The sequence below is a fragment of the Arthrobacter sp. efr-133-TYG-118 genome (assembly GCF_030209755.1).
Lineage (GTDB): Bacteria > Actinomycetota > Actinomycetes > Actinomycetales > Micrococcaceae > Arthrobacter.
Map to the genome: position 1 here is coordinate 217,096 of NZ_JARVRH010000012.1, position 19,646 is coordinate 236,741.

At 63.4% G+C, this 19,646-nt stretch carries 18 protein-coding genes; 6 read left to right on the forward strand and 12 right to left on the reverse strand.

Annotation, left to right across the window (positions count from 1 at the left end):
- Window positions 1–2 precede the first annotated feature (2 nt).
- Complete coding sequence (locus QRN59_RS11895) at window positions 3–2,486, forward strand: glycoside hydrolase family 3 protein (protein ID WP_284982720.1); 2,484 nt, start codon at window positions 3–5, stop codon at window positions 2,484–2,486.
- The gene (locus QRN59_RS11900; RefSeq protein WP_284982721.1) at window positions 2,483–2,710 is read left to right on the forward strand and encodes a hypothetical protein; all 228 of its coding nucleotides are present in this window, start codon (window positions 2,483–2,485) and stop codon (window positions 2,708–2,710) included. The genes QRN59_RS11895 and QRN59_RS11900 overlap by 4 nt, the downstream gene beginning before the upstream one ends.
- A 145-nt stretch (window positions 2,711–2,855) precedes the next feature.
- Here QRN59_RS11900 and QRN59_RS11905 read toward each other — a convergent pair whose 3' ends face one another.
- From QRN59_RS11905 to QRN59_RS11935, 7 genes are all read right to left on the reverse strand, one after another.
- Window positions 2,856–3,203 carry a cupin domain-containing protein gene (locus tag QRN59_RS11905; protein WP_284982722.1) on the reverse strand — a complete coding sequence of 116 codons (348 nt, stop codon included), beginning with the start codon at window positions 3,201–3,203 and terminating at the stop codon, window positions 2,856–2,858.
- A 36-nt stretch (window positions 3,204–3,239) separates the two neighbouring features.
- The gene (locus QRN59_RS11910; protein ID WP_284982723.1) at window positions 3,240–4,655 is read right to left on the reverse strand and encodes an NAD(P)/FAD-dependent oxidoreductase; all 1,416 of its coding nucleotides are present in this window, start codon (window positions 4,653–4,655) and stop codon (window positions 3,240–3,242) included.
- A gap of 73 nt (window positions 4,656–4,728) precedes the next feature.
- Window positions 4,729–6,333, reverse strand: coding sequence for a nickel ABC transporter ATP-binding protein NikE (gene nikE, locus QRN59_RS11915; RefSeq protein WP_284982724.1), 1,605 nt, complete (start codon window positions 6,331–6,333; stop codon window positions 4,729–4,731).
- Window positions 6,330–7,187 (reverse strand): ABC transporter permease, encoded by an 858-nt coding sequence (locus QRN59_RS11920; RefSeq protein ID WP_284982725.1) that lies wholly within the window; start codon window positions 7,185–7,187, stop codon window positions 6,330–6,332. The genes nikE and QRN59_RS11920 overlap by 4 nt, the downstream gene beginning before the upstream one ends.
- Complete coding sequence (locus QRN59_RS11925; RefSeq protein ID WP_284982726.1) at window positions 7,184–8,203, reverse strand: ABC transporter permease; 1,020 nt, start codon at window positions 8,201–8,203, stop codon at window positions 7,184–7,186. Before QRN59_RS11925 ends, QRN59_RS11920 begins: the two co-directional genes overlap by 4 nt.
- A gap of 2 nt (window positions 8,204–8,205) precedes the next feature.
- Complete coding sequence (locus tag QRN59_RS11930) at window positions 8,206–9,855, reverse strand: ABC transporter substrate-binding protein (RefSeq protein WP_284982727.1); 1,650 nt, start codon at window positions 9,853–9,855, stop codon at window positions 8,206–8,208.
- A gap of 37 nt (window positions 9,856–9,892) precedes the next feature.
- Window positions 9,893–11,557, reverse strand: coding sequence for an amidohydrolase (locus QRN59_RS11935; protein ID WP_284982728.1), 1,665 nt, complete (start codon window positions 11,555–11,557; stop codon window positions 9,893–9,895).
- A gap of 172 nt (window positions 11,558–11,729) precedes the next feature.
- Between QRN59_RS11935 and QRN59_RS11940 the strand changes: the two genes are divergently transcribed.
- Together QRN59_RS11940 and QRN59_RS11945 are read left to right on the forward strand one after the other, a co-directional pair.
- Complete coding sequence (locus QRN59_RS11940; protein WP_284982729.1) at window positions 11,730–12,422, forward strand: TetR/AcrR family transcriptional regulator; 693 nt, start codon at window positions 11,730–11,732, stop codon at window positions 12,420–12,422.
- Window positions 12,423–12,504: 82 nt separating this feature from the next.
- Window positions 12,505–13,983, forward strand: coding sequence for a gamma-aminobutyraldehyde dehydrogenase (locus QRN59_RS11945; RefSeq protein WP_284982730.1), 1,479 nt, complete (start codon window positions 12,505–12,507; stop codon window positions 13,981–13,983).
- 48 nt (window positions 13,984–14,031) lie between these two features.
- Here the strand turns inward: QRN59_RS11945 and dnaB are convergent, their stop codons facing one another.
- The gene (dnaB, locus tag QRN59_RS11950; RefSeq protein WP_078107106.1) at window positions 14,032–15,417 is read right to left on the reverse strand and encodes a replicative DNA helicase; all 1,386 of its coding nucleotides are present in this window, start codon (window positions 15,415–15,417) and stop codon (window positions 14,032–14,034) included.
- 627 nt (window positions 15,418–16,044) lie between these two features.
- On the opposite strand from dnaB, the gene QRN59_RS11955 reads away from it, so the two are divergent.
- Complete coding sequence (locus QRN59_RS11955; RefSeq protein WP_284982731.1) at window positions 16,045–16,524, forward strand: hypothetical protein; 480 nt, start codon at window positions 16,045–16,047, stop codon at window positions 16,522–16,524.
- 3 nt (window positions 16,525–16,527) lie between these two features.
- On the forward strand, window positions 16,528–17,103 hold the full coding sequence (locus QRN59_RS11960; RefSeq protein ID WP_284982732.1) for a hypothetical protein: 576 nt from the start codon (window positions 16,528–16,530) through the stop codon (window positions 17,101–17,103).
- Between the two features lie 27 nt (window positions 17,104–17,130).
- Here the strand turns inward: QRN59_RS11960 and QRN59_RS11965 are convergent, their stop codons facing one another.
- From QRN59_RS11965 to rpsR, 4 genes are all read right to left on the reverse strand, one after another.
- The gene (locus QRN59_RS11965; RefSeq protein ID WP_284982733.1) at window positions 17,131–17,757 is read right to left on the reverse strand and encodes an FMN reductase; all 627 of its coding nucleotides are present in this window, start codon (window positions 17,755–17,757) and stop codon (window positions 17,131–17,133) included.
- Between the two features lie 100 nt (window positions 17,758–17,857).
- A complete protein-coding gene (locus tag QRN59_RS11970) occupies window positions 17,858–18,697 on the reverse strand; it encodes a PhzF family phenazine biosynthesis protein (RefSeq protein ID WP_284982734.1) in 840 nt (279 codons plus the stop codon).
- 152 nt (window positions 18,698–18,849) lie between these two features.
- The gene (gene rplI / locus QRN59_RS11975; protein ID WP_234752901.1) at window positions 18,850–19,302 is read right to left on the reverse strand and encodes a 50S ribosomal protein L9; all 453 of its coding nucleotides are present in this window, start codon (window positions 19,300–19,302) and stop codon (window positions 18,850–18,852) included.
- Between the two features lie 17 nt (window positions 19,303–19,319).
- Window positions 19,320–19,559: a 30S ribosomal protein S18 gene (gene rpsR, locus QRN59_RS11980; protein ID WP_003800144.1), complete on the reverse strand. Its 240-nt coding sequence runs from the start codon at window positions 19,557–19,559 to the stop codon at window positions 19,320–19,322.
- Between the last annotated feature and the right edge of the window lie 87 nt (window positions 19,560–19,646).

The following is a 19,646-nucleotide window of genomic DNA, read 5'->3' on the forward strand; positions in this document are numbered from 1 at the left end:
CCATGGAAACCCTTACCTCAAAAATGCCCCCCGAGGCCACCACTGATCAGCGCCTCGAAGCACTGCTGGCCAAACTCACGCTCGAGGAGAAGGTCCGGCTCCTGACCGGCCGGGATTTCTGGACCACCTGGCCGATGGAGAAGATCGGGCTGCGCCGGATGCTGTTCTCGGACGGGCCTACGGGGGTGCGTGGTGAGGTGTGGGATGAGCGGCAGCCGTCAATGAACTTCCCGTCCGCGACGGCGATCAGTTCGTCCTGGGATCCTGCCATGGCGGACCGTTTGGGGGCTGCTTCGGCGGTCGAGGCCCGGCGCAAGGGTGTCGACGTCGTTCTCGGCCCGACGATCAACCTGCACCGTTCCCCGCTGGGTGGCCGGCATTTCGAGGCGTTCAGCGAGGACCCGGTCCTGACCGCCGAACTTGCGGCGGCGTATGTGGCCGGGGTCCAGCGCAACGGCGTGGGCGCCACCCCCAAGCACTACGTGGCCAACGACTCGGAGACGGACCGGTTCACCGTGGACGTGCTCGTCGACGAGCGACCCCTCCGCGAGCTGTACCTACTGGCCTTCGAGAAAGCCATCGTTGAATCCCGCGCCTGGCTGGTGATGAGCGCATACAACTCGGTCAACGGTGCCACGGCCACGGAAAACGAGTTGCTGGAATCACCCTTGAACAGTGAGTGGGGTTTCGACGGCGTCGTGATCAGCGACTGGACCGCCGTGCGCAGCGTCGACTCCGCCAACGCTTCCCAGGATCTGGTCATGCCCGGCCCTGACGGGCCGTGGGGCGCGGAGCTTGTGCTGGCGGTCAAGTGCGGCAAGGTCCCGGAGGCCAGCATTGACCGGAAAGTCCTGCGGATCCTGCAGCTGGCCGCCCGGGTGGGCGCCTTGGAGGGCTTCGAACCCGCGGCCGCGGAGCCGGTGGACCACGAGGACCCGCTCGCGTTCGCGAGGGAAGCGTCCGCGGCCGGCACCGTGATGGTGAAGAACGACGGCGTGCTGCCGCTCGACCCTGCCTCCGTTGCCAAGATCGCCGTGATCGGGCACAACGCCTTGCAGGCCCGGACCCAAGGTGGCGGATCGGCCACTGTGCTGCCCGAGAAGATCGTGACACCGCTGGACGGGATCCGTACGGCCTTCGGCAGGGAGAACGTCAGTTACAGTGTCGGCGCAGTAGTGCAGGAAGGCGTCGCCGAACTGCCGTTGGAGCAGCTGACCAACCCGGTCACGGGCGGCCCGGGGCTGCGGGTGCGGTTCTTTGCCTCCACCGACACCGAGCTCTTCGCGGAGGACCGCCGTTCCACTGCATTGGTTTGGTTCGGCGGGGACGCGCCGATCGCGGAGTCATCCCTGGTGCAGTTCCACACCCTCTACACCCCGGAGGAGACCGGCACCATCCGGTTGGGCTTCTCGACAGTGGCTCACGGGCGGATCTTCGTGGACGGGCAACTCCGGCACGAAGCCACCATCGTCCCCGTTGGCACCGACCTGGGTGCGGCGTTCCTCGCCCCGCCCTCGGAAACCATCCCGGTCCAGGTCACCGCCGGCACACCCATCGACGTCCGGGTCGAACTGGACATCCCCAACGGCGCCGGTACGCTCTCCAACACGCTCAGCGTCACAATCGGCACGGAGACCGACAACTCCGACCCCGAAAAGCTCATCATCGAAGCGGCGAAGGCCGCCCGGGAAGCGGACATCGCCGTCGTCGTGGTCGGCACCAACTCCCACGTGGAATCGGAAGGCTACGACCGCACAACCCTGGACCTGCCCGGCATGCAGGACCGCCTGGTCCACGCCGTCGCCGCCGCCAACCCGCGCACCATCGTGATCGTCAACTCCGGATCCCCCGTCATCATGCCCTGGCGTCACGAGGTCGCGGCCACCCTGATCGGCTACTTCGGCGGGCAGGAGTTCGGCAACGCCCTCGCGGACATCCTCACGGGCGCCGCCGAGCCCGGCGGCCGGCTTCCGACCACGTGGCCCGCTACCCAGGGCAGCGTACCCGTCCTCAACACCACCCCCGACGCTGCCGGCAAACTCCGCTACGACGAAGGCATCCACCTCGGCTACCGGGCCTGGCTCAAAACCGGTGCCACCCCCGCCTACGATTTCGGGTACGGCCTGGGCTACACCACCTGGACACTCGACTCCCTTGAAGCGCCAGTCAACCTTGCCGCGGCCGCCGGGGTCCTGCCGCTCGCCGTGAGCTTGACCAACACGGGCAAACGCGCAGGCAAGCAAGTTGTGCAGATCTATGCAGAAAAGCCCGGCTCCGTCGTGGACCGCCCGGTCCGCTGGCTCGTTGCCTCCACCCCTGTGTGGGCCGAACCCGGCGAAACCGTATCGACGGTCCTCAACGTTCCCGTTCGGCTCCTGGCCTATTGGGACAACGGCTGGAACTACGAACCCGGCAAGTACCAACTCCGGGCCGGATTCTCCGTGACAGACCTGCCAGCCGCTGCAACGGTGGTGCTCACGCCATGATGACAGCAGCAGTCCCAATGGCTCCGGTCCCGGACCTGGTCGAAGTCAGCGTCCAAGACTCCGCACAGCTCGACCAGGCCCTCAAAGACGGGATCGCGGGGGTCATGGCCGCAGCCACCCTGCACCACACAGGCGTTATGGTCATCCGCACCGGTCCGGGCCGTTACGTTGTGAGGGTGCATCCGGAAGTTCCATACGGACTTATCCGCCAGCAATATCAATAAGGCGGGCCCGTAAAACCCCGACGGCGGCACTCAAGAAATGAGCGCCGCCGTCGGGGGCTTGCGGTGCGATGGAGTCGGTTGCCGAGCGCGCCACCCCGGTCAAGCCTGAGGTTATTCGAGTTTGTCGATGCACGCCTGAGGCCGGCTATTCGCCCGTGAAATAGACTTTGCGAAGGGTCTCTGTGACGGTCCATACTGTTCGTTGACCGGCTCGTAGCCACACAATGTCTCCCTTTCCGACGTTGAGGGTGTAGTTCTCATCGAGAAATGCGATGCTCGCGCTGCCGCTCAAGACGACAAAAACTTCCTCCGTCTCGGTGTCGACTGCTTTGCCGGGAGTCATTTCCCAGACGCCGACGCTGCATCCGGCCACGTCTTCAAGCTCATGGGTCGCGGTGCTTGGATTGCCCAGGAGAACTTGTTCGGCAGGAAGCGGCTCGTGCTTCAGGTCAAGGCTGAGTGCCGCGACGTGCTCGGCTGATCGCGCCGTCACGGTTCGGGCCTCTTTGTTCGGGTCGGATCAATGTCTCTAGGAGTCAAAACCCAGCCCCACGGCGTCGAGCGTCTTGAGGATAAGGTTCCGTTTGCCCGAATTGTGGTCGGCCCTGTCCATCGACCAGCGAGTGAGGTTGATCCCAATCGAAGCGAAAGGCTCGGGCGGGAAGGGCAGGGGGCGTTTTCGCACCATTTCAAGGCGGGTCCGCTCCGTATCTTGTCCGGCCAGCAGATCGAGCATGACATCCGCGGCAAAGCGAGTGGAGCCTACGCCCAGGCCTGTGAAGCCTGCGGCGTAGGCCACCCGTCCTTTTCGTGCCGTACCGAAAAAGGTACAGAACTGCGTGCTGGAGTCGATCGCGCCTCCCCATTTGTGTGTGAACTTCAAGCCCTCCAGCTGCGGGAAAGTGGTGAAGAAATGGCTGGCCAGCGTCCTGAAAGTCTCCTCTCGGTCCTCGTATGCTTCCTTCACTTGACGCCCCGCATAGTAGATTGCGTCGTAGCCGCCGAAGAGAATGCGGTTGTCCTTGCTCAGGCGGTAGTAGTGGAATTGGTTGGCCATGTCGCCGATGCCCTGACGTTCCTTCCAGCCAATGGCGGCGAGTTGTTTGTCAGTGAGCGGTTCCGTCATGAGTGCGTAGTCGTAGACCGGAACGGTCATCAGGCTGTTCCGCTTCAGGAGCGACGGAAAGACGTTAGTGGCAAGGGCTGCTTGCTTGGCGCGCACGCCACCGGCTCCTGTGGACACCCGGACGCCGTCGGGCAGCTCTTCCAGCCCACTCACCCGGGATTCTTCAAAGATCCGCACACCCAGCCTTGTAAGTACCTGCGCCAGGCCCGCGGCGAGCTTGGCGGGATGGATCATGGCGGCCGCGTCCTTGTGCCAACGGCCCGCGAGGTAGGTGGGGGAATTCACATGCGCGCGCATCGCACGAGTGTCGAGGAAAGTTCCGTCGGCGCATTCCTCCCTAAGCCATTCGACCTGGTGCGGTTCGACGGCGACGCTGAGCTCGCCGGTGCGCTCGAAATCGCAATCGATCCGATAGCGCTCAACGGTCTCTTGGATCCCATCCAGGTTTTCCATTCCCAGACGCTCCAGCTGCTCCAGTTCCTGGGGCCAGCGGTTCTTGCCGTTCTCATAGCCGTGCGTCAGGCTCGCAACGCAGAACCCGCCATTGCGGCCTGACGCGGCCCACCCGACGTGTCGTGCCTCGATCACGATCACGTCGAGTTCGGGATCGCGTTCCTTGGCCCGAAGGGCAGTCCAAAGTCCGGTGTACCCCGCGCCCACTACCACCAGATCGGCCCGAAGCTCAGCGTCAAGCTGAGGGTAGCGGACCGCATCTTTGCCCATATCGTCGATCCAGAATGGGCGGTGCACGGTATCCGCTAACGACTGCTCGACGATTGCCGAGTCGGGGCGGATCCGTTCAAAAACGGTCGTATGCACTGGAATATCTCCTATTTGTGAGGGCCTGAGGCACCTTGGTTTGGTGGCGCGCGGGCGGGCGTGGATGCCGGACCTAAGCGAGTTGTTCTTCCCAGAGCGCCCGCGGCCTCGAGTCGATGAGCATCCGGGTGTAGGCATTGGCGGGTGCGGACAAGATCTTCGCGGTGGACCCCTGCTCCACGATCTCGCCGTGCTGCAGCACAAGGAGTTCCGCACACAGCCTCGAAACCACCGCAAGATCGTGGGTCACGAAGAGGAGAGTCAGGCCCAACTGCTCACGCAGCTCCTCCACCAGCTCCAGCACTTGCGCCTGGACCGAGACATCCAGGGCACTCGTGGCCTCGTCCAGGACCAACAGTTTGGGCCGCGCAGCGAGGGCCTTGGCAATCGCTACACGCTGCCGCTGTCCGCCCGAAAGGGCCCGCGGTTTAGAGTCGAAACGCTCAGGGCCGATGCCCACCCGTTCGAGAAGCTTCTCGGCACTCTTCACGGCCTCCGCCCGCCCCTGTCCCTGGTGCAGGCGGAAAACGTCCGCCACAGCCTTGCCCACGACGATCCGAGGGTCCAGGGACAGGTAGGGATCCTGGAAGACGATCTGGACGTCCTTGGCCAGGAGCTTGCGCTCAGCCGCCCGGAGAGGACGTGGCGCGCGGACGCGGCCGTTGATCGCGAGTTCGCCCTCATCTGCCGTCTCTAGCGCAACAATCATCCGCGCTAAAGTCGATTTTCCTGAACCTGACTCCCCCACCACCCCTAGCGAGCCGCCAGGGGCAAGGCTAAACGTGGCGTCGTTCAGGGCAGTCAGTTCTTCCCCGCTGGGCAACTCGTATCGCTTGCACAGCCTCTTTACCGCGAGCAGCGGTACGGTGCCATCGGCGGCGGGCGCCGCCGGGACCTTGTCAATTTCGATGCGCGGCGTCGCGCCGACCAGCTGGCGCGTGTAGTCCGCGTGGGGACTCATGAAGACCTCGCGTGCGCCGCCATGCTCTACGACTTCGCCCTTGCGCAACACGTAGACCCGGTCGCAGAGTGAGGCAGCGAGGTTCAGGTCGTGCGTGATGAACAGCATGCCCATACCCCGTGCCTGTTGCTGCTCGCGTAGCAATTCGACGATCCCGGCCTGGGTGGTGACATCCAAGGCCGTGGTTGGCTCGTCGCACAAAAGCAATTCGGGCGAATCGAGCAGTGCGCCCGCAATCATGACACGTTGCAGCATGCCGCCGGACAGCTGGTGGGGGTACTGCCGCATCAGGTCCTTGGTCCGCCGCAGGCCCACCTGGTCCAGCTGCGTGACGGCCCGAGCGTATGCTTCTTCGCGGCTCAAGCCACGCCATCTCACCAGCGTCTCGGTGAGGAAATCGCCCACCGTGCGTACCGGGTTGATGCCGGCGCGCGGGTCTTGGAAGATCATCGAAGCGTGGTTGCGGCGCAGTTCCAGTAACTTGGCTGCAGGTGCACTCGTCGTGTCCAGGCCTCGTACCTTCACCGAACCGGAGAGCCGGGAGAATTCGGGGAAAAGGCCCAACGCCGCCCTGGTGGTGAGCGACTTTCCGGAACCGGACTCTCCCACCAGGGCGACGGCCTCGCCGTCGTCCACGTGCAGCGAAACGTCGCTCAAGAGCGCCCCGCGGCCTGGGAAGTGCAGCGAGAACTGTTCAATTTCAAGGAGCTTGCTCATGAAAGCTTGCCTCCAATCCGGTCGGAGAGTTCCTCACCGATGACGTTGATGGACACCACAATAAGAACGACGACGAGCGCAGGAAGCAGGCCCGGGAGCACGTGGCCGCCGAGCAGCGCACCCCGTGCCTCCTCGATCATGGCGCCCCAGTCCGAGGTGGGCGGCTGGATGCCGAGGCCGATGAAGGACAGTGCCGCAAGGTCGGCGAGCACATAGCCGAAGTTGAGCGTGGACTGGGCGCCAATGGTGGGGACCAGGTTTGGCATGACGCGCCCCAGCACGACCCAAGGAGTTCGGAAGCCCAGGACCCGGTAGGCCTGGACATAGGGCCGGGCCCGTTCGGCGACCACTAGCTGCTGCGTCAAACGCGCCACGTACGGTACATAACTAATGGTCATGGCCAGAATCGGCGCCATGAGGCCTTTGCCGAAAATTGCAATGGCCAGCATGGAGAGCAGCAGCGCGGGGAAAGCGAAGAGCAAGTCGAAAATGCGGTTCAGGATCCGGCTCATCCAGCCGTCGGTCCATCCGGTTGCCAGGCCCAGGAGCATGCCCAGGACCGTAGACGCCGCCACCACAATCAACGGGCCCATAAGCGAAGTGCGCCCCCCGTACATGAGGCGGCTGAACAGGTCCCGGCCCAAGGCGTCGGTGCCGAGCCAGTGAGCGCCGCTCGGTCCGCCCAGCACGCTGGAGAGATCAACGAAGTCCGGATCGTATGGGGCTAGGACCGGGGCGAGGACGGAAAGCAGTACGACGACGAGCGTCACCACCGCTGCAAACCAACCCGTCCCCGACAGGAGGCTTCCATAGCTCCGGGTCCTCAGAAGGGGGATCGTTCCTGTGAGAGTCATCGGGACTCCGTTCCTGCGGCGATGCGCGGATCAATGAGGGGTTGAATGAGGTCAACGATCGTATTGGCCAGGACAAATGCCGTGACAACGATCATGACGATCGCCTGAACCACCGCGAAGTCGAGCCGGTCGATTGACTGGACAAGGAGCTGGCCGATCCCGGTCAGTCCGAACGTCTGCTCCACGATGGCGCTCGAGACCAGAAGGCCGGCGATCAGGACACCACTCACGGTCAGAATGGGGCCGAGGGCGTTGCGGAGCACGTGCCGGAACACCACGGAACTGCGTTTAAGGCCCCGGCTGGTAGCCACCTCGACGTGTTCACGGGTGAGCTGTTCGTTCATCGAGGAACGCGTCACCCGCGCCATGAACGCAATGAATGTCAATCCCAGGGCCAGGGCCGGGAGCGTCAAGTGCCAGAGCCGGCCCAGTCCTTCATCACCACTGCCGAAGGACGGGAACCACCCCAACTGGACCGCGAAGAGGGCGGTGAGGGCAATCGCGGCCACGAACGGCGGTATGGCGCCGGCGGCCGTGACCGTGATGAGGATGAAGCGGTCCCACCCGCCCTTGTTCAAGCTCGCGAGAATGCCGGCAGCGAGGCCTAGGACTGTGATGAAGACGGCGGCCAGGGCCGCGAGTTCCAAGGTCACCGGCAGGCGATTGAGGAGCACATCGCTCACGCTCTGGCGGTAGGTCAGGGAGCGGCCCCAGTCGCCGTGCAGGATGCCCCCGACCCACGTGAGGTACTGCTCAATGGGAGGTTTGTCCAGGCCGAACTGCTTTGTGATTTCCACGAGTGCTTCGGGCTTCGGGCTCCGGCCGCGCAGGAGGAAACGCGCAGGGTCGCCCGGTAGGACAAAACGCGAGAAGAACACGACCAATGAGGCGAAGAACAGCGTGATCAGCAGGGTTCCCACCTTGCGGAGCGCCAAAACTATCAGGGACGTTGCCGGGCTTTTCTTTCTTCCGGGCGTCGGGCGGGCGGGCGGTGCCGCCAGTTCGGTCACGGCCATGGCTACCGGCCTCCAATCGTTGCTGCCCACGGGTAGTACATGTAGTTGATCGACGGAGCCGCGCCTGTGATGCGCTTGCCGAGCCACAGCGAGGTGACATTCTCATAGAGCGGAGACCAAACCACATCCTGGCTGGCGATCTTCGCAGCCTGGGCGGTGAGCCGGTCCCGCTCGTCTACGTTCTTGGTGCTGATCGCACTGTTCACGAGCTGGTCGAAGTCCGCGTTGGACCAGCCACCGTAATTGCTGAAATCGCCGGTGCGCAGCACTGAGTACATTTCAGTCGGATCCGCGCTGGAGAGGTACCAAGACGTCTCAAAGAGATCGATCCCCTTGCGGGCCGCCGGGTCGGAGAAGAGCGTCGTGTACTTGTCATTGGACATGGTCTGAATCTCCGGCACCAGGCCGATTTGCTCGGCAGCCGAAGCGACGGCACGGGACGTAACGTCCGAGGACGCGCTTATGGACGCCGTGGCATAGACGAACTTCTTGCCGGCAGCACCTGCTTCCTTGATGAGGCGCCTGGCTTCGTCAAGGTTGTAGTCCTGCTTCTCAAGGGATTCAAAGGCCGAATTGACCGTGGAAGGCTGTGCATCCACCCACACGTTCCGGGTGGTGAGCGCATCGGTCTTCTTGCCGTAGCCCTGCGCCGCCGCCTGAACGAGCGCGTCACGGTTGATGGCCATCATGAGGGCTTTACGAACCCGGACATCGCCGAAGACGCCGTTGAAATTCGATGTGATGAGGCTCGTCACCGAGGTGCTGTTGCCAAAGTAGACGTTTCCGGCGTCGGTGTTGGCTTTGAGGATATCCAGCGCATTGGAGGGAACCCCCCAACTGCCATCGATCTCACCGGTCTGCAAAGCGTTCACGCGGGCGTTGGCGTCGGGGAGGATCTTAAAGGTCATCTCCTTCGCCTTGGCCTTGAGGTTCGGATCCCAGTAGTCGTCGAAGCGCTTGAGCGTGATGCTCTCCCCGGCGTCCCAATGGTCAAATTGGAAAGGGCCCGTGCAATTCACCCCCGTGGCGGCGTTTCCGTAGTCCTTTCCGTCCTTGGCGAGCGTCTTGGCCGATTCCACCACGCCGGGAGCCCCCACGAGGGCCGAGTTCAAGCTGTAATCCGGGACGCTGGTGGTGATGGTGACCTCGTAGTCCCCGGTCTTCCGGATGCCTGCCACCCGTTGAAAGGCTGACGCCCAGAACGATCCGACCTTCTCATCGACATGCCGCTTGAGTGAGGCCACGACGTCGTCGGCCGTCATGAGGCTGCCGTCGTGGAAATGGACGCCCTGCCGGATCGTGTAAACCCAGGTCAAGTCATCCGGGTGTTCAAATTTGGTCGCCAATCCCGGGGAAGAACTCAGGTCCGGGTTCCAGCGGAAGAGCGAATCACACATGTTTGCCAGGACCTGGTTGTCCGGGTAGTCGAACGCGTACGCGTAATCGAGCGAAAACGGCTCGGCGTAGAGCGCCCAGCTGAACGTGTCAATTTCCTTGCTCGGTTTGGGCGTTGAAGCGCTTAGGGTGAATTTGGCGGCGCCGGCGTCGTTGCCGCCCGGCGTCGCGCCGCAACCGCTAAGCACGAGGCCAATCGCCGAGCAACCAGCCACGACGGCGACCAGCCGTCGAAGCCGTGTGCGTGTGTGGGTCATGCGCTTCCCTCCTCGGATCATGAAAGTCATCTCGGACTTAGGAATCTGCCCGGGCAAAGACCCGCTCGCCGGCAATCCAGGTTTCGTCTACGCGAGCCGTGTGCAGTTCCTCCACAGGGATGTCGAAGAGGTTACGGTCAAGGATCGCCAGGTCAGCGAGGGCGCCAGGGCGGATGATGCCGGTGTCCGTGTCCAGGTGGTTGATCCATGCTGTGCCCTGGGTATAGGCATCCAGGATCTGCTTGAGCGTGAGTTTGTGTTGTTCGGGGCCGAGCGGTGGCAGCGCGCCGCCTGGCTCCACCCTGTTCACAGCAACATGGATGGCCAGGACGGGGTTGGGCGAAGAGACGGCCCAATCGCTTCCCGCGGCCAGGTGTGCGCCGGTCGCTGCGAGTTCCCCGAAGGGGTAATGCCGCTCCTCGGCATCGGCCTCCAGGAAGGGCAGCGTCAATTCATCCAGTTGATCTTCGTGGCACGCCCAGAGCGCCTGGAGGTTGGCTGTCGCCCCAAGGGCAGCGAAACGCGGCACATCCGCCGCACGGACCAGCTGAAGGTGAGCCAGATGATGGCGATTATCGCTGGGCCCGTTGGTGGAGCGTGCCTGCTCAACGGCGTCGAGCGCGTCTGTAACGGCGCGATCCCCCAACGCGTGGAAGTGGACCTGGATCCCGTTGGCGTCGAGGTCCGTGACGAACTCCCGCAACTCTGCAGGGTCAAAGAACTCGATGCCGTGGTTGTCCGTGTGGTGCCCGTGACTGTCCCGGTACGGAGCATGCATGGCAGCCGTGTAGTTCTCCGCCACGCCGTCCACCATGACTTTTACCGTCGCCGCGGACAGACGCAGCGGATCGCAGGCGCCGGCGACACGATCGCGACGGGCCAGGATTTCGTCGAGCTGTCCCCGGCCGGCCGAACGGTCCCACCATTGCGCTGCACGGACGCGAACTTTGAGATCCCCGGCGTCGAACGCCTTGATATAGGTTTCCAAAGTATCCCCGGACCCGCTGGGGGATATACCCACCAAGGCGTCCTGCCAAGCCGTAATGCCGTAGGAGAGCATGAGCTCCTGGGCCCAGAGCAATCCTTCGTAGGCCTGCTCTGGGGAGGTACCAGGGTGCACGTGGTCAAAAAGTCCCATGGCGCCCTCATGGACGGTTCCGGCGGGGTAGCCATCGGCCTCGCGTTCGATACGGCCACTGTCGGGATCCGGAGTCCCCGCACCGATCCCCGCCAGTTCGAAAGCCTTTGTATTGGCCCAGGCTCCGTGATGGTCCCGGTTGTGGACGAACACGGGGCGGTCGGAAACCACTGCGTCCAGCATTTGCCGCGTGGGCGTCCCGCCCGGGAAGCAGTCCATCGACCAGCCCGCGCCAAGAATCCACGGCTCGTCGGGATGCGACTCGGCGTAGCGGCGCACCACAGACACGGCTTCCTCGGCAGTGGTGGTCTCGGTGAGATCGCATTGCAGGTGCTCGACCCCGGCCATGATCGGGTGGATGTGGCCATCCTGAAAACCAGGAATGAGCAGACGCCCGTTCAGGTCCACGCGCCTCGTGGCGCCGGTGGCCAGCACGGATACCTCCGCACCGTCCCCTAGAGCCAGTACACGGCCGTCCGCAACCGCCACATTGGTGCGGACAGGACGCTCGTCCTCGCCCGTATATATCCACCCGTTCTCAAAAATCGTCTCGGCGCTAGCCATCGTTTTCCTTCCTCGCATCATTGATTGTGCCCCGCGTCACACTACGGGGAAGGAAGCAGGAAAGTCAACAGCATTGACATTGGCATTGACACGCATCTTGACTCCAGAGGCCGGTGCTCGTGTAGCGTGGGGATCGCACTTAAACGAGGAACTTCGAGAAAGGCGGTGATACGTGGCGCAGCCCAGGCCCGATCGAGGCGAGGAGCAGCTCACGGACCGACGCGTTCGGCTCGACGCAGAGACAATAGTCGACGCCGTATTGCAGCTCGCCCGGGACGAACCCCAGTCCCGCTTCACCTTCAAACGCCTTGGCGAAGCACTCGGCGTGGACGCCACTGCCATGTACCGCCACTTCCGGAACCGCGACGCGATCCTCAGAGCAGCGTTGGACCGGCTCTTCTCCATGGCACTTTCGGAAGGTACCTCCGGGGACTCACCCACAGGCTGGCGGCCCCGCCTCGAGCGCTACCTCACCTCCCTGGTGGATGTCTTCATCAAGTACCCGTCAATCGGCTGCGAAGCCTTCGCCACCGACACTTTCGGCCAAGGCGAGTTGCGCACTATCGAATTCGTCCTCAGCTGCCTGAGCGACGCAGGACTATCCGACGACCGGCTCGTGCACTACTACGCAGCGCTGGAGAGCTACACTCTGGGACACGGTTCCGGAATCGCCCAGGAAGTGCTCGCCAAACCGAACTCAAACGGTCACGAGCCCTGGCTCCAGGCGGTTGCGGTCGCATCGGTGAGTGGGTTCCCGCTGATCGAGGAGCACCGTCATCGCTTGCTCAGCCTTGACAGCCTCAACACCTTCTCCGCCGGCCTCAGCGCCATTCTGGATTCCGCCGAGCGCGAGGGCACTCGCTAGGCTGCCCCCAGAGGGACAGCCTGGATCTGGGTCGCGGACTCCGCCAAGACACCCGCCAACCACCTATCCCCGAGGGAATATCATGTACCAATTCATCAACGGCCGCCTCCACCAGGGCACCTCCGGCCTGACGCACGACGTCCTCAACCCCTCCACCGGCGAGGTTGAGGCCACCGTGGACCTTGCCGGCGCCGACGACGTCGACCTCGCCGTGGCAGCAGCCCGCGCCGCTTTTGCCTCATGGTCCCGCACGGCACCGAGCGAACGCTCAGCAATACTGCACCGTTTCGCGGCGATCCTGACGGAACGGGCCGAAGAATTCGCCCACACGGAGAGCAGCCAGACCGGCAAACCCCTCCGCCTGACCCGGAATTTCGATGTCCCTGGGACCATCGACAATATAGAGTTCTTCGCGGGCGCCGCGCGGCACCTTGAAGGCATGGCAACGGCCGAATATTCGCCCGAGCACACCTCCAGCATTCGACGCGAACCCATCGGAGTGGTGGGCTCAATCGCCCCCTGGAACTATCCCCTCCAGATGGCTGCATGGAAAATTCTTCCCGCCATCGCCGCAGGCAACACGATCATCCTTAAGCCGGCAGAGATCACGCCGCTCACTTCGGTGATGTTCGCCCAGGCGCTCAGCGACGCAGGGCTGCCCGACGGCGTCGTCAACGTCCTCGTCGGCACCGGACCCGAAGTAGGCGCGGCACTGATGCGTCACGAAGGCGTTGACATGGTCTCCTTTACGGGCTCCACCGCGATCGGCCGCACCGTACTGGAAGCCGCGGCCGTCAACGCCAAACGCGTTCATCTCGAACTAGGCGGCAAAGCACCCTTCGTGGTCTTCGAGGACGCAGACGTGGACGCCGCAGTGCACGGCGCGGTCGCCGGGAGCCTGATCAACTCTGGCCAGGACTGCACGGCAGCGACGCGGGCAATTGTGCACCGTTCGGTCTACCAGGAATTCGTAGACAAGCTCGCGAAGCGATTCCGGGACATCCGCCTAGGGGTGCAGGACGACGAAGGGGCGGATCTTGGTTCCTTGGTCTCCTTCAAGCACCGCGATCACGTGGCCGGAATGGTTGAGCGCGCCCGCGGATACGCGAAGGTACTCGTCGGCGGCGAAATCCCCAGCCAAGGCGCCCTGGCACGAGGCGCCTTCTACCCGCCCACCCTCGTCACCGACGCCGCTCCGGACAGTGAGATCGTCAAGGACGAAGTGTTCGGACCGGTTCTGGTGGTGTTGCCCTTCGACGATGACGACGAGGCCATCCGGCTTGCGAACGACACCGTCTACGGGCTGGCCGCCTCCGCGTGGACCAGCAATGTGCGCAAAGCCCTGCGCGCCACCCGCGAAATCAACGCGGGCTGCGTGTGGGTCAACGACCACATCCCGATCATCTCCGAAATGCCCCATGGCGGCTTCAAGCAGTCAGGCTTCGGCAAGGACATGTCTGCCTACTCCTTCGAGGAGTACACCCAGGTCAAACACGTCATGTTCGAACTAAGCGGGAACGTGGAAAAGGACTGGCACCGGTCCATTTTCCAGCTTCGCTGAAGAATGTAGCCGGTGCCGGTCCTCGGCCGGTGAGACCTCGGCCCGAGCCTAGAACCCGCCGCCGCCGCCAGTCTCGCCCGCCATATTGGCGAAGCGGGAGTAGTGCCCTTGGAAGGCAACCACGATGTCCTTGGTGGGACCGTTACGGTGCTTGGCGATGAGGATGTCGGCCTCGCCGGCGCGCGGGGATTCTTTGTCGTAGACGTCTTCGCGGTGAAGCAGGATGACCATGTCGGCATCCTGCTCGATGGAACCGGATTCACGGAGGTCCGAGACCATGGGCCGCTTGTCCTGGCGCTGTTCGGATCCACGGTTGAGCTGCGAGAGCGCGATGACCGGAACCTGCAGCTCCTTGGCCAACAGCTTGAGTGCACGCGAGAATTCGGAGACTTCCTGCTGGCGGGATTCGACCTTCTTGCCGGAGCTCATGAGCTGGAGGTAGTCGAGGATCACCAGTTTGAGGTCGTGCTGCTGCTTCAGGCGACGGCACTTGGCCCTGATTTCCATGAGGGACATATTGGGGCTGTCATCGATGAACAACGGCGCATCGTTCATGCGGCCCATGGTGGTGGCGATCTTGGACCACTGCTCGTCCTTGATGGTGCCCTTGCGCAGGTCCTGAAGGCCAATGGTGGCTTCCGCGGACAGCAGGCGCATCGCGATTTCGTTGCGTCCCATTTCCAGGGAGAACATCACGGTGGCGAGGTTGTTCTTGATCGCGGCGGAACGGGCGAAGTCAAGCGCGAACGTAGACTTACCGACGGCGGGGCGCGCAGCGATGACGATCATCTGGCCCGGGTGCAGGCCATGGGTGAGCTCATCGAGTTCGTAGAACCCGGTGGGGACCCCCGTCATGCCCTCTCCGCGGTGGCCGGATGCCTCGATCTCGTCAACGGTGGATTCCATGACGTCCTTGAGCGCCACGTAGTCCTCCGCGGTGCGGCGTTCGGCCACGGCATAGATCTCGGCCTGGGCCTGGTTGACGAGGTCTTCGACCTCGCCGTCCTGGCCGTAGCCCATCTGGACGATCTTGGTGCCTGCGTTGACGAGGCGGCGCAGGACGGCGCGTTCAGCCACGATTTCGGCGTAGTAGCCGGCATTGGCCGCCGTGGGCACGGTCTGGATCAGCTCGTGCAGGTAGGCAGGGCCGCCGATCCTGTTGATCTCGCCGCGCTTGGTCAGCTCATCGGACACCGTGACGGCATCGGCAGGTTCGCCGCGGCCGTAGAGGTCGATGATGGACTCGTAGATGGTCTCGTGGGCCGGGCGGTAGAAGTCATGGCCGCGGACGATTTCCACGACGTCGGCAATGGCATCCTTTGACAGCATCATGCCGCCGAGAACTGATTGCTCAGCGGGAATGTCCTGGGGAGGTTTGCGGCTGGCGTCCGATGTCCGGCCGCCCTCGATCGAATCCAAGTGCGTAACTGACAAGCCGTCCTCCATTTTGTACCGCGCAGATAACTGTTCCCGGCGGTGCGGTAGGCCAATGCCCCGGTGTGGGTTGCTCCGACCGCGCCGTTTATGCCGGCTGGTCCAAACTGTTCCGTAGGGCACCGACAATTTTGGTTTCCCCGAGATTTCCACAACTTATCCACAGACAGGTCCGCGGGCGTGCTGCTTTTCGACGGCACCAAGGTGCCGTCCACAAGAAACAGGGGTTTTCCAAGTACCTAAAGCAGGTACTCAGCCACGTTAGCCCTGCTTTTCCGAGGCACCAAGCCGGGCCTGTGGATAAAGTGTGGAATACACACCCCTACTTGTGCACAGTCTGTGCATGACCCTGTGGAAAGAGAAATTCTTTTGGCGGCAAATAGCCCCTGAGCTGGGAAAACGTTCTTCGTGCCATGTGGATCAAAAGTATTTTCTTCAAGGGATCATCCACAGGCCGATTCGCTCAATCCATGCCCCGCCCCTCCTCCAATGGCCCAAAGAGGGATAAATATGCCAAAAAAGTGATACTCCCCACAATATCTCCCGAAATTTGACAGCCGGCTCTCGGAAGCTATGCCGGAGCAGGAATGTGCTGTGGATAACTGCGTTCTGACATAAGCTCTAGGTATGGGTTTCACCGTGGGGGATGTACTGCTGGTCGCAATGCCCGTTGTCATCCTTGTGGCTGTGATTTGGGCCCTGACGGCGGCATTCAAGCCACGCAACTCAGGGCTGTCCGACGCCGAGCGCTATCAACGGGAGCTGGCCGCACGTTCGGCAGCCCACCAGGCCGCCCAAGTGCAGGCGGCGACGGCGGCGAGGGCCCGCATCGATGCATCCACAAGACCGAGCCAAAACGCGCAGCAACAGTCCCAGCAGGACAGCCAGTCGCGGGCCGCGCTGAAAGCGCAAGTCGGGGCCAGCCCGGGGGTTGGCCAGGCCGGCTACAACGGTCCGGTTCTGCCCAACGGGCAGTTGAATCCACAGTTCGCCCTGCAATTGCAAGGCATGGTCCGCAGTGGGCAGAAGATCCAGGCCATCAAGCTCCTGCGCCAGCAAACCCACTCGGACTTGTTGACCGCCAAGAACTACATAGATCGGCTTTAGCGCATGTCATCCCTACTCGTTCCGGTCTTTATCCTGGCGGCCGTCGTCGTCGGCGTGCTGCTGATCAGCCGCGTGCTCTCCCGCCGCTCCGCGGAACTTCGCGACAATGCTGCCACGGGCAAGGCGGCCGTGGACCCTGCGGAGCTCGCCCGCGAGGCCGCCGCAAAGCTCAGCGAGGATCAACACCGGCAGCTGTATTCCCTGATCGCCCAAGGTCAGGCCATGGCTGCCATCAAGCTGTACCTCAGCGCCACCGGAGAAGGCCTGCGTGCCTCGCGGGACGCCGTCGGCGCCCTTGCGGCGCACCCGCAGCCCTTCCGCAAGCCCGAACCCGCCCCGCAGGACCTCATGCCCGACGACGACGAGCCGGAGCGCTTCCCGTACCGTTACCGGGCGATCGCCAGCAAGGGTGACGTCACGCGTGAGGTGAGCAGCAACATGCTCAATGACGAGATCTACGGACGGATCCGCACCCTGGCCAAGAGCGGCGATGTCGAGGCGGCAGCGTTGGCCCTGACCAAGCATTCCGACATCAGCATGAAGCAGGCCCTGGAGTTCATCGAGCTACTGGACGACTAGTGCCAGGAACGGGCAGCCGAGGCTCCCCTAGCGTCCCGCGGTGATCCCTGCGAGGAGTTGTTCAAAAGGCAGGGATTCCATCGCGTCCGCCTTGCGGTGCGGCTGTTCGCCGCTCAGAAGCCGGGCAAGCTCGCCCGCCGCCCGGTCCACGCGGACCGATAGTGGCGACGCGCCGTCGTCGGTGTTTCCCCAATCCTGGGGCCCGGCGAAAACGGACGTCTGGGTTATCCGGGTGCGAAGGTAGGTGAAGAGCGGACGCATGGCGTAGTCGAGCACCATTTGGTGCCGGTCGGTGCCGCCCGTGGCGCCGAGAAGAACTGCCTTGCCGTCCAGGGACTTCGGGTCCAGAACGTCGATGAAGGACTTGAACAGCCCGCTGTAGGATGCACTGAAGACAGGCGTGACGGCGATGATGCCATCGGAGTCCTCGACGCCGGCGATCACCTCCGCAAGGCGCGGCGCTGCATAGCCGGTGACGAAATTGTTGGCGATATCCACTGCCAGGTCCCGGAGTTCGATAACATCCACCCGTACCTCGTACCCGGCATCGCCCAGCTGGCGCTTGGCCGCGGCAGCGAGCTGGTCTGCAAGAAGCCTGCTCGACGACGGTACGCCAAGTCCGGCGGAAAGGACGGTTATGCGGCGGGTCTCCATGGCGATCTCCTGTTGCTGGGCGGTTCGATGGCTTCAAACCAGAGTACATGCGTTTGCATCTATACTCCCAAACTGTGCCCCCGCCCCTTTTATTCCCCTGCTATAGCCGCACGGTTCCCTGGATGCACATCACCGAGCTCCCGCCCACCCAGATGTCGCCGTCTTCCGCCTTGACGTGGATGCGTCCCGCCCGGCCCAGCACCGTACCCTGCGCGGCGACGTATTGCTCCGGAGCCCGGCCGCTGCCGATCAGCCACTGGGCGGCTCCCGCGTTGAAGCTTCCGGTCACGGGGTCCTCCACCATGGCGTCTCGGGGAATGAACGTCCGGACCTCGAAATCGACGCCGGCACCCGGTTCATGGGGACCGATCACTCCAACCTTCAGATCCCCCAACGCCGCGAGGTCCGGAGCGAGGCCAAGGACCCGCTCGGCCGATTCGAGCAGCACACCGATCCATTGCGGGCCGTTGACCAGCCACGAGGCATCCAGGAGCGCGGTTTGGGGCAGTCGGAGTCCAGAAGTCAACTGTTTCACGGTTGCCCCGCCGACGGGCCCGAAGCGCGTCAGTGGCGGCGCAGCGAAGGCGAGGCGGCCGCCGTCGAGCTTCACCTTGACCAAGCCGGCGCCACATTCCTGAACCAGCGTCCCTTCCTGCTTCGGGACACCGCCGGCCGCCAGCCACGCATGCGCCGAGCCGAGCGTCGGATGTCCCGCGAAAGGAAATTCCTCGCTGCCAGTGAAGATCCGCACGCGGTAATCGGCCGCAGGATCGCTGGGCGGCAGCAGGAAGGTGGTCTCAGACAAGTTGGTCCAGTTGGCAAAGTGCTGCATTTGCTCCGTGCCGAGCCCTTCTGCGTCGACGACCACGGCAAGCGGATTGCCGAGCTTCCTTAGCGCGAACTGGCAGCTAATGCCCCTCACGAGGCCGCGAGAGGGCATCTACTGCCAGTTCGCGGGCCCCGAAACCGCGCAAAGCAAAGGACCCCCGCCTCCGGAAACCGGAGACGGGGGTCCTTCGAGCTGCGTCAGAAACTACCGCAGCGCGATGCCCCCTCGAAGCTTCGCAAGCTCAGCTTCCAGGGAACCCTGCATCACTTGCTTGCAACGACCTCGAGGTCGATGACAGCAGAAACGTCCTCGTGCAGGCGGACGTTGGCCTGGTACGAACCAAGGGACTTGATGTGGTTCGGCAGTTCAACGTTGCGCTTGTCGATGGAGCCGAGGCCTGCGGCCTCAACTGCAGCAGCGACATCAGCCGGCTTGACGGTGCCGAAGAGACGACCGGACTCGCCGGCCTTCACTACGAGCTTGACCTTCTTGGAAGAAAGCGCAGAAGCCTGGGCCTGTGCAGCTTCAACCGAAGCGTGGGCACGAGCAGCGCGGGCAGCCTTGATGGACTCAACCTGCTTCTCGCCACCCTTGGTCCAGGTCAGAGCGAAGCCGCGGGGCAGCAGGAAGTTACGTGCGTAACCGTCCTTGACCTCGACAACATCGCCAGCAGCACCGAGACCGGTTACTTCGTGGGTCAGAATGAGCTTTGCCATGTTAGTTAATCCCTTCCTTAGCCGCGGCCAGCGCCGGAGTAAGGCAGCAGAGCAACTTCGCGGGCGTTCTTGATTGCCTGGGCGATTTTGCGCTGTTCCTGCACCGTGACGCCAGTGACGCGACGGGCGCGGATCTTTCCGCGGTCGGAGATGAACTTGCGCAGCAATGCTACGTCCTTGTAGTCGATGACGGTGATGTCAGCGGCCTTCAAGGGGTTGGACTTTGGTTTGGGCTTACGGAGTTCAGCCTTAGCCATCGTGGAGCTCCTTTTCTATGGAGCCCGTGGAATGGATCCACGGGATGGTGGTGCTCGACGGCGGTCGCCACCCGGGTGCCTCGCGGC

Excerpts from the sequence above, each read along its gene's own strand:
- QRN59_RS11895 (WP_284982720.1), top strand. The coding sequence starts at position 3 with ATGGAAACCCTTACCTCAAAAATGCCCCCCGAGGCCACCACTGATCAG.
- QRN59_RS11900 (WP_284982721.1), top strand. The coding sequence starts at position 2,483 with ATGATGACAGCAGCAGTCCCAATGGCTCCGGTCCCGGACCTGGTCGAA.
- nikE (WP_284982724.1), bottom strand. The coding sequence starts at position 6,333 with ATGAGCAAGCTCCTTGAAATTGAACAGTTCTCGCTGCACTTCCCAGGC.
- QRN59_RS11920 (WP_284982725.1), bottom strand. The coding sequence starts at position 7,187 with ATGACTCTCACAGGAACGATCCCCCTTCTGAGGACCCGGAGCTATGGA.
- QRN59_RS11925 (WP_284982726.1), bottom strand. The coding sequence starts at position 8,203 with ATGGCCGTGACCGAACTGGCGGCACCGCCCGCCCGCCCGACGCCCGGA.
- QRN59_RS11930 (WP_284982727.1), bottom strand. The coding sequence starts at position 9,855 with ATGACCCACACACGCACACGGCTTCGACGGCTGGTCGCCGTCGTGGCT.
- QRN59_RS11935 (WP_284982728.1), bottom strand. The coding sequence starts at position 11,557 with ATGGCTAGCGCCGAGACGATTTTTGAGAACGGGTGGATATATACGGGC.
- QRN59_RS11945 (WP_284982730.1), top strand. The coding sequence starts at position 12,505 with ATGTACCAATTCATCAACGGCCGCCTCCACCAGGGCACCTCCGGCCTG.
- QRN59_RS11955 (WP_284982731.1), top strand. The coding sequence starts at position 16,045 with ATGGGTTTCACCGTGGGGGATGTACTGCTGGTCGCAATGCCCGTTGTC.
- QRN59_RS11960 (WP_284982732.1), top strand. The coding sequence starts at position 16,528 with ATGTCATCCCTACTCGTTCCGGTCTTTATCCTGGCGGCCGTCGTCGTC.
- QRN59_RS11965 (WP_284982733.1), bottom strand. The coding sequence starts at position 17,757 with ATGGAGACCCGCCGCATAACCGTCCTTTCCGCCGGACTTGGCGTACCG.
- QRN59_RS11970 (WP_284982734.1), bottom strand. The coding sequence starts at position 18,697 with ATGCCCTCTCGCGGCCTCGTGAGGGGCATTAGCTGCCAGTTCGCGCTA.
- rplI (WP_234752901.1), bottom strand. The coding sequence starts at position 19,302 with ATGGCAAAGCTCATTCTGACCCACGAAGTAACCGGTCTCGGTGCTGCT.
- rpsR (WP_003800144.1), bottom strand. The coding sequence starts at position 19,559 with ATGGCTAAGGCTGAACTCCGTAAGCCCAAACCAAAGTCCAACCCCTTG.